The sequence below is a fragment of the Klebsiella sp. V115_8 genome (assembly GCF_029967715.1).
Lineage (GTDB): Bacteria > Pseudomonadota > Gammaproteobacteria > Enterobacterales > Enterobacteriaceae > Klebsiella > Klebsiella quasipneumoniae.
Genome location: NZ_JASCAR010000009.1, coordinates 1 through 15,702 on the forward strand (window position 1 = coordinate 1; position 15,702 = coordinate 15,702).

Below are 15,702 nucleotides of genomic sequence, written 5' to 3' on the forward strand. Positions count from 1 at the left end.
CCGCATCCATGCGGGCTGCCCCGGCCTTCCGGGAACGTCTCAGCGATTTTGAGGCCGCCAGCACCGGCAGTTTCAGTCGCGCAAGTGGGTATATCAACAACAGGCCGCTCGGCATCATGGCGGGCACAGCACGAACCGTAGGCCGGGTAAGGCGCAGCCGCCACCCGGCAAGAATACAGGTGCCGTGCCTGATATCCTGCCCGGCGGCGCTGCGCTTGCCGGTCCTGGGTGGGGCGAAACGACGGGAGAACTGTGTAGGCCGGATAAGGCATTTATGCCGCCATCCGGCACAATCACAGGTACGGTACCTGACCGCCCGGCGATATCAGGACCGTTACAGCGCCTTCGACAAATAGTGACGCTGCATCCCCGCGTGCGGGAAGTCGGGCAGCGACATCTGCAGCTTATAGCCTAATTTCTGATAAAACGGCAGCGCCTGGAAGCTAAAGGTATCCACCAGCAGATGGCTGCAGCCCTGCGCCTGCGCCTGCCGCTCCGCCTCCTGCATCAGCTCGCTCCCCAGTCCGCGACCGCGCGTCGCTTCGCTGACCCACAGATACTCAATGCACAGCCAGTTACCCTTACGTTTGGCAATCAGCCCGCCCTGCATCACCCCTTGCGCATCGCGGGAGTAAACGCCCAGATCGCCAAACTGCGCCGCATCAAGATACTGCTGATTATAGTGCCGCAGACCGGCAAACAATTCTTGTTGGTCGTCGGGATTAATGCTTTTTGTAATAATTAACGCCATTAACTATCTCCAGTATCACGGTGCCGAAAGGTTATTTTTCCTCTCCACTTTCACAAAAAATTCTTATTTTCTCCATGATTATTTGCCTTAATTTTTTGCGTTCTAAAAGTAAGCAAAAAAACCTTTCCATTATCGCGGCGGATCGTATAATGGGAAAAAATGAGAATGATCATTCTCACCACAAAACCAGAGGAGATGCGCTTTTCACCTCCTGAAGGCCGAAGAGGTTGGCTTCAGCGGAGACACAATAACAATCACGTTCAGGAACATCTGTGTTCCTTTTTTGTCATTTTCGCTTAGCCGAAAATGCCTCAGCGCCCAACCTATTCCCTCGTTTTTAAATAAACGGGGCGGACGTCTTATATCTTGAGAAAATATAATGAAATACATCATAGCTCCCATCGCGACAGCATTATTTCTCCTCAGCGGATGCGATAATGCGCAGACATCTGCCCCGCAGCAACCCACGCCGGAAGTGGGCGTGGTCACTCTGCAAAGCCAGCCGGTTCCGGTAGTCAGCCAGCTCACCGGCCGCACCACCGCCTCGCTCAGCGCCGAAGTACGCCCGCAGGTGGGCGGCATCATCCAGAAGCGCCTGTTTACCGAAGGCGATATGGTGAAGGCCGGGCAGGCCCTTTACCAGATCGATCCCTCCAGCTATCGCGCGACCTGGAATGAAGCGGCGGCAGCGCTGAAACAGGCCCAGGCGCTGGTGGTCTCCGATTGCCAGAAGGCTCAGCGCTACGCGTCGCTGGTCCGGGATAACGGCGTCTCCCGCCAGGATGCCGACGACGCCGCCTCCACCTGCGCCCAGGACAAGGCCAGCGTGGCATCGAAGAAAGCGGCGCTGGAGAGCGCGCGCATCAACCTGAACTGGACCACCGTCACCGCGCCGATTGCCGGACGCATCGGCATCTCGTCGGTCACGCCGGGGGCGCTGGTCTCCGCCGATCAGGATACCGCGCTGGCGACGATCCGCGGGCTCGACACCATGTATGTCGATCTGACGCGCTCCAGCGTCGATCTCCTGCGTTTACGCAAACAAAGCCTGGCCAGCAACAGCGATACCCTCAGCGTGACGTTAATCCTTGAAGATGGCAGCACCTACAGCGAAAAAGGGCGTCTGGCGCTCACCGAAGTCGCCGTCGATGAATCCACCGGCTCGGTAACCCTGCGCGCCATCTTCCCCAACCCGCAGCACGTCCTGCTGCCGGGGATGTTTGTCCGCGCGCGCATCGATGAAGGCATCATGAACGACGCGATCCTCGCCCCGCAGCAGGGGATTACCCGCGATGCCAAAGGCGACGCCACGGCGCTGGTGGTCGATGCCGACAACAAAGTTGCGCAGCGCGCCGTGGAAACCGGCGACACCTACGGCGATAAATGGCTGGTGCTGAGCGGCCTGAAAGCGGGCGACAAGCTGATCGTCGAAGGCACGGGTAAAGTGGCCCCTGGCCAGACGGTGAAGGCCGTTGCCGTCAACAATAACGGAGGCAACGCCTGATGTTCTCCCGTTTCTTCGTGCGTCGCCCGGTCTTTGCCTGGGTGATCGCCATTCTGATTATGCTCGCCGGCGTGCTGGCGATCCGCACTCTGCCGGTAGGCCAGTACCCGGACGTCGCCCCGCCGGCGGTGAAAATCTCCGCCACCTACACCGGCGCCTCTGCCGAAACCCTGGAGAACAGCGTCACCCAGGTGATCGAGCAGCAGCTTACCGGCCTCGACCATCTGCTCTACTTCAGCTCCACCAGCAGCTCCGACGGCTCGGTCAGCATCACCGTCACCTTTGAGCAGGGGACCGACCCGGACACCGCCCAGGTGCAGGTGCAGAACAAAGTCCAGCAGGCGGAATCGCGGCTGCCGAGCGAAGTCCAGCAGTCCGGCGTGACGGTGGAAAAATCGCAGAGCAGCTTCCTGCTGATCCTCGCGGTGTATGACAAAACCGACCGCGCCACCAGCTCCGATATCTCCGACTGGCTGGTCAGCAACCTGCAGGACCCGCTGGCGCGCGTAGAGGGCGTCGGCAGCCTGCAGGTGTTCGGCGCCGAATACGCGATGCGCGTCTGGATGGACCCGACTAAACTCGCCTCCTACTCGCTGATGCCTTCCGACGTCCAGTCGGCGATTGAGGCGCAGAACGTGCAGGTCTCCGCTGGTAAAATCGGCGCCCTGCCATCGTCCAGCGCCCAGCAGCTGACCGCCACCGTGCGCGCGCAGTCGCGGCTGCAAACCCCTGACCAGTTCAAAGCGATCATCGTGAAAAGCCAGGCCGACGGCTCGGTGGTGCGCCTGAGCGATGTCGCGCGGGTGGAGATGGGCAGCGAGGATTACACCGCTACCGCCAATCTCAACGGCCACCCGGCCGCCGGGATCGCGGTGATGATGGCCCCCGGCGCCAACGCGCTGGACACCGCGACCCTGGTGAAAAGCAAAATCGCCGAATTCCAGCGTCAGATGCCGCAGGGCTACGATATCGCCTATCCAAAGGACAGCACCGAGTTCATCAAAATCTCGGTCGAAGACGTGATTCAGACCCTTTTCGAAGCGATTATCCTCGTGGTCTGCGTGATGTATCTGTTCCTGCAGAACTTCCGCGCCACGCTGATCCCGGCGGTAGCGGTCCCGGTGGTGCTGCTCGGCACCTTCGGCGTGCTGGCGCTGTTCGGCTACTCGATTAACACCCTGACGCTGTTCGCCATGGTGCTGGCGATCGGCCTGCTGGTGGACGACGCCATTGTGGTGGTGGAGAACGTCGAGCGCATTATGCGCGACGAAGGGCTGCCCGCCCGGGAAGCCACCGAAAAATCGATGGGCGAAATCTCCGGCGCGCTGGTGGCGATCGCCCTGGTCCTGTCGGCGGTCTTTCTGCCGATGGCCTTCTTCGGCGGCTCGACCGGGGTCATTTATCGCCAGTTCTCGGTGACCATTATCTCGGCGATGATGCTGTCGGTGGTGGTGGCCCTGACCCTCACCCCGGCGCTGTGCGGCGCGCTGCTCAGCCACTCCAGGCCTCATACCAAAGGGTTCTTCGGCGCGTTTAACCGCCTGTGGGGGCGCACGGAAGCGGGCTACCAGCGCCGCGTGCTCGGCGGCCTGCGCCGTGGCGCGGTGATGATGGGCGCTTACGTCCTGATTTGCGGGGCGATGGCGCTGGCGATGTGGAAACTGCCGGGCAGCTTTCTGCCGGTGGAGGACCAGGGCGAGATCATGGTCCAGTACACCCTGCCCGCCGGGGCCACCGCGGTGCGTACCGCCGAGGTGCGTCGCCAGGTCACCGACTGGTTCCTGACCAAAGAGAAAGCCAATACCAACGTCATTTTCACCGTCGACGGCTTCAGCTTTAGCGGCAGCGGTCAGAACGCCGGGATGGCCTTCGTGTCGCTGAACAACTGGTCGCAGCGCAAAGGCGACGACAATACCGCCCAGGCCATCGCCCTGCGCGCCAATAAAGAGCTGGGGACGATCCGCGACGCCACCCTGTTCGCCATGACCCCGCCGTCGGTGGACGGTCTCGGACAGAGCAACGGCTTCACCTTCGAGCTGATGGCCAGCGGCGGTACCGACCGCGACAGCCTGATGAAGCTGCGCAGTCAGCTGCTGGCCGCGGCCAACCAGAGCGGCGAGCTGCAGTCGGTGCGCGCCAACGACCTGCCGCAGATGCCGCAGCTGCAGGTGGATATCGATAACAACAAAGCGGTATCGCTGGGGCTGTCGCTGAGCGACGTGACCGATACCCTCTCCAGCGCCTGGGGCGGTACCTACGTGAATGACTTTATCGACCGCGGCCGGGTGAAGAAGGTGTACATCCAGGGCGAGAGCGACGCGCGCGCCGTGCCCTCCGACCTCGGCAAATGGTTCGTTCGCGGCAGCGATAACAGCATGACGCCCTTCTCCGCCTTCGCCACCACCCACTGGCAATACGGTCCGGAAAGCCTGGTGCGCTACAACGGCTCCGCCGCCTTTGAGATCCAGGGCGAAAACGCCGCCGGCTTCAGCTCCGGCGCGGCGATGGACAAGATGGAAAAGCTGGCCGACAGCCTGCCGGCGGGCTCCACCTGGGCGTGGAGCGGCATTTCGCTGCAGGAAAAGCTGGCCAGCGGCCAGGCGATGAGCCTGTACGCCATCTCGATTCTGGTGGTGTTCCTGTGCCTGGCGGCGCTGTATGAGAGCTGGTCGGTGCCGTTCTCGGTGATCATGGTCATCCCGCTCGGCCTGCTCGGCGCGGCGCTGGCGGCGACGCTGCGCGGCTTAAGCAACGACGTCTACTTCCAGGTGGCGCTGCTGACCACCATCGGCCTGTCGTCGAAGAACGCCATCCTGATCGTGGAGTTCGCTGAATCCGCAGTGGATGAGGGTTATTCGCTCTCCCGGGCGGCGATCCGCGCCGCGCAGACCCGTCTGCGCCCGATTGTCATGACCTCGCTGGCGTTTATCGCCGGGGTGCTACCGCTGGCCATCGCCACCGGCGCCGGGGCCAACAGCCGCGTGGCGATCGGCACCGGCATCATCGGCGGCACCCTGACGGCCACCCTGCTGGCGGTGTTCTTCGTACCGCTGTTCTTCGTGCTGGTGAAACGCTTCTTCACCCGCCAACGTTCTTCTCAGGAGTAAGGTATGTTTCGTTTGAGTTTTATGTTTATCGCGCTCCTGACCGCGGGCTGCGTCTCGCTTGATCCGCATTATGATCGCCCGGCCGCGCCGGTGCCGGCTACCCTCCCCGGGGCGCACGGCGAATCGACGGCGGTGGTCGGCGACTGGCAGAAAGTGGTCAATGACGCGCGGCTGAAAAAAGTGGTCAGTATCGCGCTGAACAGCAACCGCGATGTGCAAAAGGCGCTGGCCGATATCGAGGCCGCGCGCGCCCAGTACGGCGAGACGCGGGCGTCGCTGTTCCCCACCGTCGATGCCGAGCTGAGCCATACGCGCAGCAAAACGGTGGCCAGCGGCCTGAGCTCCGCTTCGCAGGCCGACGGCGCGGTCTCCAGCTTCGAGCTGGATCTGTTTGGCAAGAACCAGAGCCTGTCGCGCGCGGCGCGCGAAACCTGGCTTGCCAGCGAATTCACCGCGCAGAATACCCGGCTGACGATGATTGCCGATTTGACCACCGCCTGGGTGACCCTGGCGACGGATAACAGCAATCTGGCGCTGGCGCAGCAGACCATGGACAGCGCAGCAAACTCGCGCAACATCGTCGCCCGTCAGATGGCGGTGGGCACCGCCTCCGCCGGCGATTTAAGCTCGGCGGAAAGCGTCTATCAGCAGGCGCGCGCCAGCGTCGCCAGCTACCGCACGCTGGTGGCGCAGGATAAAAACGCTATTAACCTGCTGGCGGGGGAAACCGTGCCGGAGAGCCTGCTGCCCGGCACCCTCGACAGTCTCGGGGATAACTGCATCGCCCTGGTGCCGGCGGGGGTGTCATCGTCGGTGCTGCTGCGCCGGCCGGATATTCAGGAAGCGGAGCATAATCTGAAGAGCGCCAATGCCGATATCGGCGCGGCGCGGGCGAACTTCTTCCCGTCGATTTCCCTGACCGCCAGCGCCGGCGTCGGCAGCGACTCGCTGTCGTCGCTGTTCAGCCACGGGATGCAGGTGTGGTCGTTCGCCCCCTCCATCAGCCTGCCGCTGTTCACCGGCGGCAGCAACCTGGCACAGTTGCGCTATGCGGAAGCGGAGAAGAAGGGGCTGATCGCCACCTACGAGAAATCGATTCAGAGCGCCTTTAAGGACGTTGCCGATGCGCTGGCGCGCCGGGAAACGCTAAATGAAGAGCTCGATGCCCAGCAACAGTATGTCGCCGCCGAGCAGACCTCGCTGGATATCGCCATGAAGAGCTATCAGGCTGGGGTCGGCGATTATCTGTCGGTGCTCACCGCCCAGCGCACGCTGTGGTCGGCGAAGACGACGCTGCTGTCCCTGCAGCAAACCGACCTCAATAACCGGATCACCCTCTGGCAGTCGCTGGGCGGCGGCGCCAGTTAATTTCACCCGCCGGGCGACCGCGCCCGGCTTCTGTAAGGAATCGTTATGCCACGTGTTTCCCTCTCCTGGGCGCTGATCCTCGGCCTGCTGTCGGGCATTGGGCCGCTGTGCACAGATTTTTATCTGCCGGCGCTGCCGGAGATCACTCAGCAGCTGCAGGCCACCAGCACCCAGACCCAGCTGTCGCTGACCGCCGCGCTGATTGGCCTCGGCCTGGGTCAGCTGTTTTTCGGCCCGCTGAGCGACCGCATTGGCCGCCTGAAACCGCTGGCGCTGTCCCTGCTGTTGTTTATCTTCTCTTCGGCGATGTGCGCCCTGACCCGGGATATCAACATGCTGATTGTCTGGCGCTTTTTACAGGGCTTCGCCGGCGCCGGCGGCTCGGTGCTGTCGCGCTCCATCGCCCGCGATAAATATCAGGGCACCCTGCTGACCCAGTTTTTCGCCCTGCTGATGACGGTGAACGGCATTGCGCCGGTCCTGTCCCCGGTGCTGGGCGGCTACGTGATCACCGCCTTCGACTGGCGAATTCTCTTCTGGACGATGGCCGCCATTGGCGGCGCGCTGCTGGTCATGAGCCTGACTATCCTGCGGGAAACGCGCCCGGCCGCGGCGACCCATGCCGCCCGCCAGCGGCCCGGCCAGCCGGTGCTGAAGAATCGTCGTTTTCTGCGCTTCTGCCTGATTCAGGCGTTTATGATGGCCGGGCTGTTCTCCTACATCGGCTCCTCTTCCTTCGTAATGCAGAGCGAATACGGCATGAGCGCCATGCAGTTCAGCCTGCTGTTTGGTCTGAACGGTATCGGGCTGATTATCGCGGCGATGATCTTTTCCCGTCTGGCGCGCCGCTTCAGCGCCGAAGGCCTGCTGCGCGGCGGCCTGACGCTGGCAGTGGGCTGCGCGGCGATCATGCTGCTGTTTGCCTGGCTGCAGCTGCCGGTTCTGGCGCTGGTCGGCCTGTTTTTTACCGTGTCGCTGATGAGCGGCATCAGTACCGTCGCCGGCGCGGAAGCGATGAGCGCCGTCGACGCCGCCCAGTCCGGGACCGCGTCCGCGCTGATGGGCACCTTGATGTTTGTTTTCGGCGGCATCGCCGCGCCGTTGGCGGGCCTCGGCGGCGAAACGATGCTGAAGATGAGCCTCGCGATGGCGATCTGCTACCTGCTGGCGCTGCTGATGGGCCTCAGCCAGCCGCGCGGCGCGCGCTAAACGCCAGGTGCGGTAATAAAATATTCCACCTTGATTACCGCACTATTTCCCGCCATCTCTACCATTCTCATATTATTCTCCTCGAACTAATCGTGATACTCTTCACAGGCAAGGAATAAATAATTCCTTATACTGCGCACGACTGAGAATAACGAGGTTTCTATGAGTATTGACCTGAGCAAACTGCTGACCGAGCGACGCAACGCCAACAGCGCCAACATTGACACCCTTTCCACCCTCGAGATGCTGACGGTGATAAACCAGGAAGACCAGCAGGTGGCCCAGGCGATTACGCCCTATCTGCCGCAGATTGCCGAGGTGGTGGATAAGGTCGCGACGGCGCTGCAGGCCGGTGGCCGCTTGATTTATATCGGCGCTGGCACCTCAGGGCGTCTGGGGATCCTCGATGCCAGCGAATGCCCGCCGACCTTTGGCACCCGCCCGGAGCAGGTGGTGGGGATCATCGCCGGCGGACATAAAGCGATTCTCAGCGCCGTGGAAAACGTGGAAGACAACAAAGCGCAGGGGGCGATGGATCTGCAGAACCTGAACTTCAGCAACCGCGATGTACTGGTGGGGCTGGCGGCCAGCGGACGCACGCCGTACGTCATTGGCGCCATGGAGTATGCCCATCGTCAGAATGCCTTTGTCGCCATCGTCAGCTGTAACCCGCATGGCGAAATGGCTCAGCTGGCGGACGTCGCCATCACCCCGGTGGTCGGCCCGGAGGTAGTGACCGGCTCGACCCGCCTGAAAGCCGGTACCGCGCAGAAGCTGGTGCTGAACATGATCTCCACCGGGGCGATGATCCGCGTCGGCAAGGTCTACAGCAACCTGATGGTCGACGTCGAAGCGACCAACGCCAAGCTGATTGAGCGCCAGGTTTCCATCGTGATGGAGGCGACCGACTGCGATCGTCCCACTGCCCAGAAGGCGCTGGAGGCCTGCGGCCGCCACTGTAAAACGGCGATCGTGATGGTGCTGGCGGACTTAAGCGCCGAAGCGGCGCAGTCGCTGCTGGCGAAGAACAACGGCTATATCCGCAAGGCGCTCAGCAACACCTGAGCGCCGACAGACAGGTAACGGGCAATGGCAAAAATAACGAAAGAGATGATAGCGCGGATCCTCGCCCACGCAGGCGGCGCCGCTAACGTCGCGCAGGCAGGCAACTGCATGACGCGCCTGCGCTTGACCCTGCGCGATGAAGGCCTGGCCGACACCGCCGCCATCCGCCAGATTGACGGCGTGATGGGGGTGATCGTCAGCGACGAGCAGTTCCAGGTGGTGCTCGGCCCCGGCAAGGCGCAAACCGCCGCCGAGATGATGAACGGCCTGCTGGAGGAGGCGCCCGCCGCGCCGACGCTGGCCGACGTCGCGGCGGAGAAAAAACAGGCGCTGAAGGGCAAGCAGACCAGCGCGGTGCAGAAGTTTCTCGCCAAATTCGCCACCATTTTTACGCCGCTGATCCCCGGCTTTATCGCCGTCGGGCTGCTGCTGGGCTTCGCCACCCTGGCGGAACAGGTTTTCGTGCTGGAGAACGCCCATCCGAACGCCAGCCTGGTGGCGCTGATTGGCTATATGAAGGTATTCAGCAAAGGGATGTTCACCTTCCTGAGTATCCTGATTGGCTATAACGCCCAGAAGGCGTTCGGCGGCTCCGGCGTGAACGGCGCGATTATCGCCTCGCTGTTCGTGCTGGGCTACAACCCGGAGGCGACCAGCGGCGTCTACGCCGGGATCTCCACCTTCTTCGGCCACGGTATCGATCCGCGCGGCAATATCATCGGCGTATTGATCGCCGCCATCCTTGGGGCGTGGGTTGAACGCCAGGTGCGGCGGGTCATGCCGGCCAACCTCGATATGATCCTCACCTCGGCGGTGACGCTGCTGATCATGGGCGCGGTGACCTTTACGGTGATCATGCCGATTGGCGGCTGGTTGTTTACCGGCATGTCGTGGCTGTTCCTGCATCTTAACGGCAATCCGTTTGGCTCGGCGGTGCTGGCCGGTCTGTTCCTGCTGGCGGTGATGTTCGGCGTCCATCAGGGGTTTGTCCCGGTCTATTTTGCGCTGGTGGATGCCCAGGGCTTTAACTCGCTGTTCCCAATCCTGGCGATGGCCGGGGCCGGGCAGGTGGGGGCGGCGCTGGCGCTGTTCTGGCGGGCGAAGCGCGATTCGCTGCTGCGAACCCAGATTAAGGGGGCGATTATTCCGGGCTTCCTCGGGATTGGCGAGCCGCTAATCTACGGCGTCACCCTGCCGCGGATGAAGCCGTTTGTCACCGCCTGCCTCGGCGGCGCCTGCGGCGGCTTCTTCGTCGGGCTGATCGCCTGGCTGGGGCTGCCGGTCGGCCTGAACACGGTGTTTGGTCCGTCCGGCCTGGTGGCGCTGCCGCTGATGACCTCCGGCAGCGGGATTTACGCCGGGATGGCGGTCTACGCCGGCGGACTGGCGGTCTCCTACCTGTGCGGCTTTGCGCTCACCTGGCTGTTCGGCAGTAAAAATGTCGATTTAAGTTAGAACGCGATTGTCGGTTAATGCCCGGCGGCGGCTTCGCCTTACCGGGCCTGCAAAATAGTTGTACCGCCGCGCCCGACTACCATTTCCTGCCCCGCCGCCCCGGGCGGGCGCATGCTATGATTCCCCTTTGTCATATTTCGCCAGAGGAAAAGATGGGCTCCAGCAAAAAAGGGATGCTGAACGTACTGATTGCCGCCGTGCTGTGGGGCAGTTCCGGGGTGTGCGCGCAGTTTATTATGCAGGAAAGCCAGATGTCGTCGCCGTTTCTGACCATGACGCGTCTGCTGTTCGCCGGGCTGATCCTGTTGATGCTCGGCTTTGTTCACGGCGACCGCATTTTCCGCGTGCTGCAAAACCGCCGCGACGCCGTCAGCCTGCTGTTTTTCTCGCTGTTTGGCGCGTTAACCGTGCAGTTCACCTTTCTGATGACCATTGAAAAATCGAATGCCGCCACGGCCACGGTGCTGCAGTTCCTGTCCCCGACGATCATCGTCGCCTGGTTCGCCCTCGCCCGTAAAGCGCGCCCCACTCCGCTGGTGCTGGGGGCTATCTGCACCTCGCTGGCAGGCACCTTTCTGCTGGTGACCCACGGCAACCCGACGACGCTGTCGATTTCGCCGGCGGCGCTGTTCTGGGGGATCGCCTCGGCGTTTGCCGCCGCGTTTTATACCACCTATCCCTCGACGCTGATTGCCCGCTACGGGACGCTGCCGATCGTGGGATGGAGCATGCTGTTCGGCGGCGCGATGCTGCTGCCGTTTTATGGCGGCCAGGGCACCGATTTTGTGGTTAACGGCAGCCTGCTGTTAGCCTTTTTCTACCTGGTGGTGATCGGTACTTCGCTGACCTTCAGCCTTTATCTTAACGGCGCGCAGAAGATTGGCGGCGCCAAAGCCGGGATCCTCAGCTGCGCCGAACCGCTGAGCAGCGCCCTGCTGTCGCTTCTGCTGCTGGGGATCACCTTCACGCTGCCGGACTGGCTGGGCACGCTGCTGATCCTGGCCTCGGTGGTGCTGATCGCCATCGACTCGCGGCGGCGGGTGAGAGCCGCCTGAGGCGATGATAACAAACGCCTTTTCAACAAGTTAAATTAACCGCTATTTGCGTGTTTGCCCGCCTGCGCATATAGTTGACGGAAGCGATTACGGAAGGAGAAGCCTGATGAAAGCATGTTGGATGGTATGCCTGGTCACCGCCCTGAGCGCCACGTCGGCGTGGGCTGAATCACCGCTGCAAAGCCTGCAGTTCGAACAGCAAAAGCAGCAGGTGCTTAAAGCGGTGAAGGAAAAATGCGCGCCAGCAAGCCACCTCAGCGACAACGATTTTGCCAATAACGTGCTGGCGACCGACGGCAACAAGAACGCGGTCCGCGAAGCAACGCTGGCGAAAGAGCGCAATAACCAGAAAAGCTACCAGGCCGCGATCGACAAAATCGTCTGTCCGGCCAAATAGCCATCTCGGCATGACCGCCGTCCTGTCGTGGACAGACGGCGGGGGATCTCGGTGAGTGCTGCGTTTAGTGCTTCGGAATAATTAAATCGCCGCGCAGCGGGCTGCCGCCCGGGTTGTCCGTTTTCTCGGTCAACCAGTTGACGATCCGCGACGCCATCGCGTCCATGGAATATTCAATCGCCGGGATAGTCGGGATACCGGGCAGCTGTAACGATCCGGCGAGGCTAAACACCATCACATTTTGCGGAACGGCGCGGTTAAACGCCTGCAGCTGCGGCACCACGCGCTGCGCCTGCTGTTCATCGCTCACCAGCAGCGCGTTAAAGTTCAGCGTCGTGGCGTTATTGACCAGCTCCTGCACCGCCACCGACGGCGAGGTGTTATCCAGAAACACCAGATTGCGATTAAACGGCAAAAAGTTTTTTTCCAGCGCGTGCTTGTAGCCCAGCAGCACCTGATCGGCGAAGCCGCTGCTCTGGGGATGGATCAGCGCAATCTGCCTTCTGCCCTGGCTTATCAGATAGTGACAGGCGGTTTCGGCGGCGAAGGCGTGATCGAACTGAATGCTGTTTTCGCCCTCGCTGTCGAGGCAGTCCACCAGCACCACGTCCGGGCGGTTAATATTCAGAGGAAAACGCGCGCCGATGATCAGCACGTTATCGCACAGCCCGCAGGTCAACTCCTCCAGCGAGTTCATCACGCCGCTGCTGGTGTTGGCGAAGCGCAGCAGCAGGTGCTTCTGGTGCTGGCTGAGCTGTTTTTCCAGGGCGTAGAGATAGCTGGTGGTTTGATTGATATTGTCCTGGGCGCAGATGACGCCGATGCAGCCGGTGGACTGGCTAAGCAACGACTGGGCTATCATGTTTGGCCGGTAATTGAGCGTTTCCGCCGCCTGCAGCACCGCCTGACGACTGGCCTCCTTCACGCCACGTGAGCCGCTCAACACTCGCGACACCGTGGCTTTGGAAACCCCGGCAAGTCGTGAAACATCATTGATTGTCGACATCATTTTCCCCTGCGCGGGCGCCGCGCCCCGCTAAAATCCCGTAAACCTGAATCGCTTCAATTATGACCAGCGCAGTATATCCATTTCGCCATTTGTTTGGAAACCGATTTTCCATTTCAGCGCAAAACATCGCCAAATCGACAGAATAATGTGAGCCAAATCCAATAAATCCGCCCCATAAGCAGGAGATCTTGACCACTATCACAGTTCTGCTTTTTATAAATGGAAACCGGTTTCCGTCTGATATCAAATCATCCACGCAATAACTTTTTACATTTTGAGGATGGTCGTCGATGTACAAGATTATGCTGTGCTGTTCTGCCGGAATGTCCACCAGTCTGCTGGTCAGAAAGATGGTGGAGGCGGCGAATGAACGTGATCTGCCGGTGCAGATTGACGCCTATGGCGTTTCCGAATTTGACATCCAGTTTCCGCAGTATCAGGTGGTGTTGCTTGGCCCCCAGGTGAAATACATGTTGAAAACCCTGTCTGACAAAGCGGCTTCCCTGAACATTCCGGTTCAGCCCATCGATACGATGGACTACGGTATGCAGCGGGGAGACAACGTCCTGAATTATGCTCTGTCGCTGATCCCAGCGGCGCACTGAGAGGTGTTGAAATGAGTTCTCTGTATCAGTCCATGATTGCCGTGATCGAGCAATCTATTACTCCGCTGGCAGGACGCCTTGGGCAGCAGAAATATGTTATCGCTATCCGCGATGGCTTCACTGCCGCATTGCCGTTTATGATCATCGGCTCTTTCATGCTGGTATTTATCTTTCCGCCGTTTTCACCCGATACCACCAACGGCTTTGCCCGCGGCTGGCTCGATTTCTCCCAGCACTACCGCGAACAGCTGATGCTGCCGTTTAACCTCAGCATGGGCGTAATGACCTTCTTTATCTCGGTCGGCATTGGCGCCAGCCTCGGTCGTCAGTTTCAGCTCGATCCGGTGATGTCCGGTCTGCTGGCGTTTATGGCCTTCCTGCTGGTCGCCGCGCCCTATGCCGATGGTAAAATTTCCACTCAGTATCTGTCCGGCCAGGGCATTTTTACCGCCCTGATCACCGCCATCTACTCCACCCGCGTCTACGCGTGGCTGAAGCAAAACAACATCACCATCCGTCTGCCGAAAGAGGTGCCGACCGGCGTCGCCCGTTCATTTGAAATCCTGATCCCGGTGCTGGTGGTGATTGGTACTTTGCATCCGCTGAACCTGTTTATCGAAGCGCAGACCGGGATGATCCTGCCGCAGGCGATCATGCATCTGCTGGAGCCGCTGGTTTCCGCCTCCGACTCGCTGCCGGCGATTTTGCTCTCCGTTCTGATGTGCCAGATTTTCTGGTTCGCCGGGATCCACGGCTCGCTGATTGTCACCGGCATTATGAACCCGTTCTGGATGGCCAACCTGTCGGCAAACCAGGCGGCGCTGGCGGCCGGCACGGTGCTGCCGCACGTCTATCTGCAGGGTTTCTGGGATCACTATCTGCTGATTGGCGGCGTCGGTTCGACCCTGCCGCTGGCCTTCCTGCTGCTGCGTAGCCGGGCCACTCATCTGCGCACCATCGGCAAGATGGGCATCGTGCCGAGCTTCTTTAATATCAACGAGCCGATCCTGTTCGGGGCGCCGATCATCATGAACCCGATGATGTTTATCCCCTTCGTCTGCGTACCGATGGTCAACGCGGTGCTGGCTTACGGCGCGACGCGTCTTGGCTGGCTAAGCCAGGTGGTGTCTCTCACTCCGTGGACCACGCCGGCACCGATTGGCGCCTCGTGGGCGGCCAACTGGACGCTGAGCCCGGTAGTGATGTGCCTTATCTGCATGGTGATGTCGGCGGTGATTTACCTGCCGTTCCTGCGCGCCTATGAACGTTCCTTAATGAAAACCGAAGTTGAGAAAACCAAAAATAGCGTTCCGGTGGCAGAAACCGTTAGCTAATTCCTCTCCGCCCCGGAGAGATAATATGATGACAGCGTCATAATGCAGAAAAAGGACTTTCACTGCATTATTAAATAATAAAGACCTCAGGAATACACATGATTGAATTAGAAGATGCGGTAATGGAAATTATCGTCAATGCGGGACAGTCACGCTCATTATGTTTTGAAGCGCTGCATGCGGCCCGAACCGGAAATATCGACGAAGCGCGTTTACTCTTAAATGAGGCCGACGGTTACGCCCGCCGGGCGCATCAGATGCAGACCCAGCTCATCGAGCAGGATGCCGGTGAAGCGCGTCAGCCTATGACGCTTATTATGGTACATGCCCAGGATCATCTGATGAATTCGCTGCTGGCCCGCGAGTTCTCAGAAGAATTAATCCATCTGTACCAGCGTTAATTAATATGGAATAACGTCAGCGAGAATATTACTCTCCGGCGTCGCTGTACCCTAAAAAAACAAATCAGCTTATTTTGGTTATTTATTTTAGCCAGAATGGGATGGTTATTATCTGAAATATATTAATTATTAAAGCGAGATAACCATGAATACTGTGAAAAAACTGCCTTTAGCCATGGCGGTTGTCGCCGCGCTGTGCCCAATTTCCGTAATGGCGCAAGAATTTACTCAGGAACAGATCGACGCCATTGTCGCCAAAGCCGTTGATAAAGCACTGGCCGACCGCCAGGCGAAAATCGACGCCGCGGCCGACAAAAAGGTCGACGTCATTACCAACCCGCAGACCACCGCCGCCTCGCCGGATGTGGCGATTCCGTTCGGCCTCAAGTTCAGCGGCTATGCCCGCTATGGCGCCCATTTCCAGACCGGCGACCAGAAATAT

The 15,702-nt window shown here is 60.4% G+C and carries 16 protein-coding genes and 1 pseudogene; 13 read left to right on the plus strand and 4 right to left on the minus strand.

Annotated elements, in window-relative coordinates; translation table 11 throughout:
* Positions 1–334: 334 nt before the first annotated feature.
* Positions 335–751 carry a GNAT family N-acetyltransferase gene (locus tag QLG03_RS05755; RefSeq protein ID WP_255989340.1) on the minus strand — a complete coding sequence of 139 codons (417 nt, stop codon included), beginning with the start codon at positions 749–751 and terminating at the stop codon, positions 335–337.
* Between QLG03_RS05755 and QLG03_RS05760 the strand changes: the two genes are divergently transcribed.
* Positions 726–842: a hypothetical protein gene (locus QLG03_RS05760; protein ID WP_180264197.1), complete on the plus strand. Its 117-nt coding sequence runs from the start codon at positions 726–728 to the stop codon at positions 840–842. The genes QLG03_RS05755 and QLG03_RS05760 overlap by 26 nt on opposite strands.
* On the opposite strand, the gene QLG03_RS05765 is transcribed toward QLG03_RS05760, so the two are convergent.
* Positions 802–924 carry a hypothetical protein gene (locus tag QLG03_RS05765; RefSeq protein ID WP_032454401.1) on the minus strand — a complete coding sequence of 41 codons (123 nt, stop codon included), beginning with the start codon at positions 922–924 and terminating at the stop codon, positions 802–804. The two genes, QLG03_RS05760 and QLG03_RS05765, sit on opposite strands and share 41 nt — an antisense overlap.
* Before the next feature lie 206 nt (positions 925–1,130).
* Between QLG03_RS05765 and eefA the strand changes: the two genes are divergently transcribed.
* From eefA to QLG03_RS05805, 8 genes are all read left to right on the plus strand, one after another.
* Positions 1,131–2,255 carry a multidrug efflux RND transporter periplasmic adaptor subunit EefA gene (gene eefA, locus QLG03_RS05770; RefSeq protein ID WP_032454398.1) on the plus strand — a complete coding sequence of 375 codons (1,125 nt, stop codon included), beginning with the start codon at positions 1,131–1,133 and terminating at the stop codon, positions 2,253–2,255.
* Positions 2,255–5,362, plus strand: a complete 3,108-nt coding sequence (gene eefB / locus QLG03_RS05775; protein WP_044525073.1) for a multidrug efflux RND transporter permease subunit EefB — start codon at positions 2,255–2,257, stop codon at positions 5,360–5,362. The genes eefA and eefB overlap by 1 nt, the downstream gene beginning before the upstream one ends.
* Before the next feature lie 3 nt (positions 5,363–5,365).
* Entirely contained in the window at positions 5,366–6,730 is a 1,365-nt protein-coding gene (gene eefC / locus QLG03_RS05780; protein ID WP_032454402.1) for a multidrug efflux RND transporter outer membrane subunit EefC, read from the plus strand.
* A gap of 45 nt (positions 6,731–6,775) precedes the next feature.
* Positions 6,776–7,939, plus strand: coding sequence for a multidrug effflux MFS transporter (locus QLG03_RS05785; protein WP_023291412.1), 1,164 nt, complete (start codon positions 6,776–6,778; stop codon positions 7,937–7,939).
* A 162-nt stretch (positions 7,940–8,101) separates the two neighbouring features.
* Positions 8,102–9,004, plus strand: coding sequence for an N-acetylmuramic acid 6-phosphate etherase (gene murQ, locus QLG03_RS05790; protein ID WP_023291413.1), 903 nt, complete (start codon positions 8,102–8,104; stop codon positions 9,002–9,004).
* Between the two features lie 24 nt (positions 9,005–9,028).
* The gene (gene murP, locus QLG03_RS05795; RefSeq protein WP_023291414.1) at positions 9,029–10,459 is read left to right on the plus strand and encodes a PTS N-acetylmuramic acid transporter subunit IIBC; all 1,431 of its coding nucleotides are present in this window, start codon (positions 9,029–9,031) and stop codon (positions 10,457–10,459) included.
* Positions 10,460–10,611: 152 nt separating this feature from the next.
* Positions 10,612–11,514, plus strand: a complete 903-nt coding sequence (locus QLG03_RS05800; protein WP_004205129.1) for a DMT family transporter — start codon at positions 10,612–10,614, stop codon at positions 11,512–11,514.
* A gap of 106 nt (positions 11,515–11,620) precedes the next feature.
* Positions 11,621–11,911: a YicS family protein gene (locus tag QLG03_RS05805; RefSeq protein WP_023291415.1), complete on the plus strand. Its 291-nt coding sequence runs from the start codon at positions 11,621–11,623 to the stop codon at positions 11,909–11,911.
* Between the two features lie 64 nt (positions 11,912–11,975).
* Here the strand turns inward: QLG03_RS05805 and QLG03_RS05810 are convergent, their stop codons facing one another.
* Both QLG03_RS05810 and QLG03_RS05815 read right to left on the minus strand, forming a co-directional pair.
* Entirely contained in the window at positions 11,976–12,917 is a 942-nt protein-coding gene (locus tag QLG03_RS05810; protein WP_032429020.1) for a LacI family DNA-binding transcriptional regulator, read from the minus strand.
* Complete coding sequence (locus QLG03_RS05815; protein WP_124070018.1) at positions 12,901–13,218, minus strand: hypothetical protein; 318 nt, start codon at positions 13,216–13,218, stop codon at positions 12,901–12,903. Before QLG03_RS05815 ends, QLG03_RS05810 begins: the two co-directional genes overlap by 17 nt.
* Here QLG03_RS05815 and QLG03_RS05820 point away from each other — a divergent pair.
* The 4 genes and pseudogenes from QLG03_RS05820 to QLG03_RS05835 form a co-directional block, all read left to right on the plus strand.
* Positions 13,211–13,525 (plus strand): PTS sugar transporter subunit IIB, encoded by a 315-nt coding sequence (locus tag QLG03_RS05820; RefSeq protein WP_023291423.1) that lies wholly within the window; start codon positions 13,211–13,213, stop codon positions 13,523–13,525. The two genes, QLG03_RS05815 and QLG03_RS05820, sit on opposite strands and share 8 nt — an antisense overlap.
* 11 nt (positions 13,526–13,536) lie before the next feature.
* Complete coding sequence (locus QLG03_RS05825) at positions 13,537–14,859, plus strand: PTS sugar transporter subunit IIC (RefSeq protein ID WP_023291424.1); 1,323 nt, start codon at positions 13,537–13,539, stop codon at positions 14,857–14,859.
* 98 nt (positions 14,860–14,957) lie between these two features.
* The gene (locus QLG03_RS05830; protein ID WP_004205145.1) at positions 14,958–15,260 is read left to right on the plus strand and encodes a PTS lactose/cellobiose transporter subunit IIA; all 303 of its coding nucleotides are present in this window, start codon (positions 14,958–14,960) and stop codon (positions 15,258–15,260) included.
* Between the two features lie 145 nt (positions 15,261–15,405).
* A pseudogene (locus QLG03_RS05835) lies at positions 15,406–15,702 on the plus strand (hypothetical protein); the annotation flags it as partial.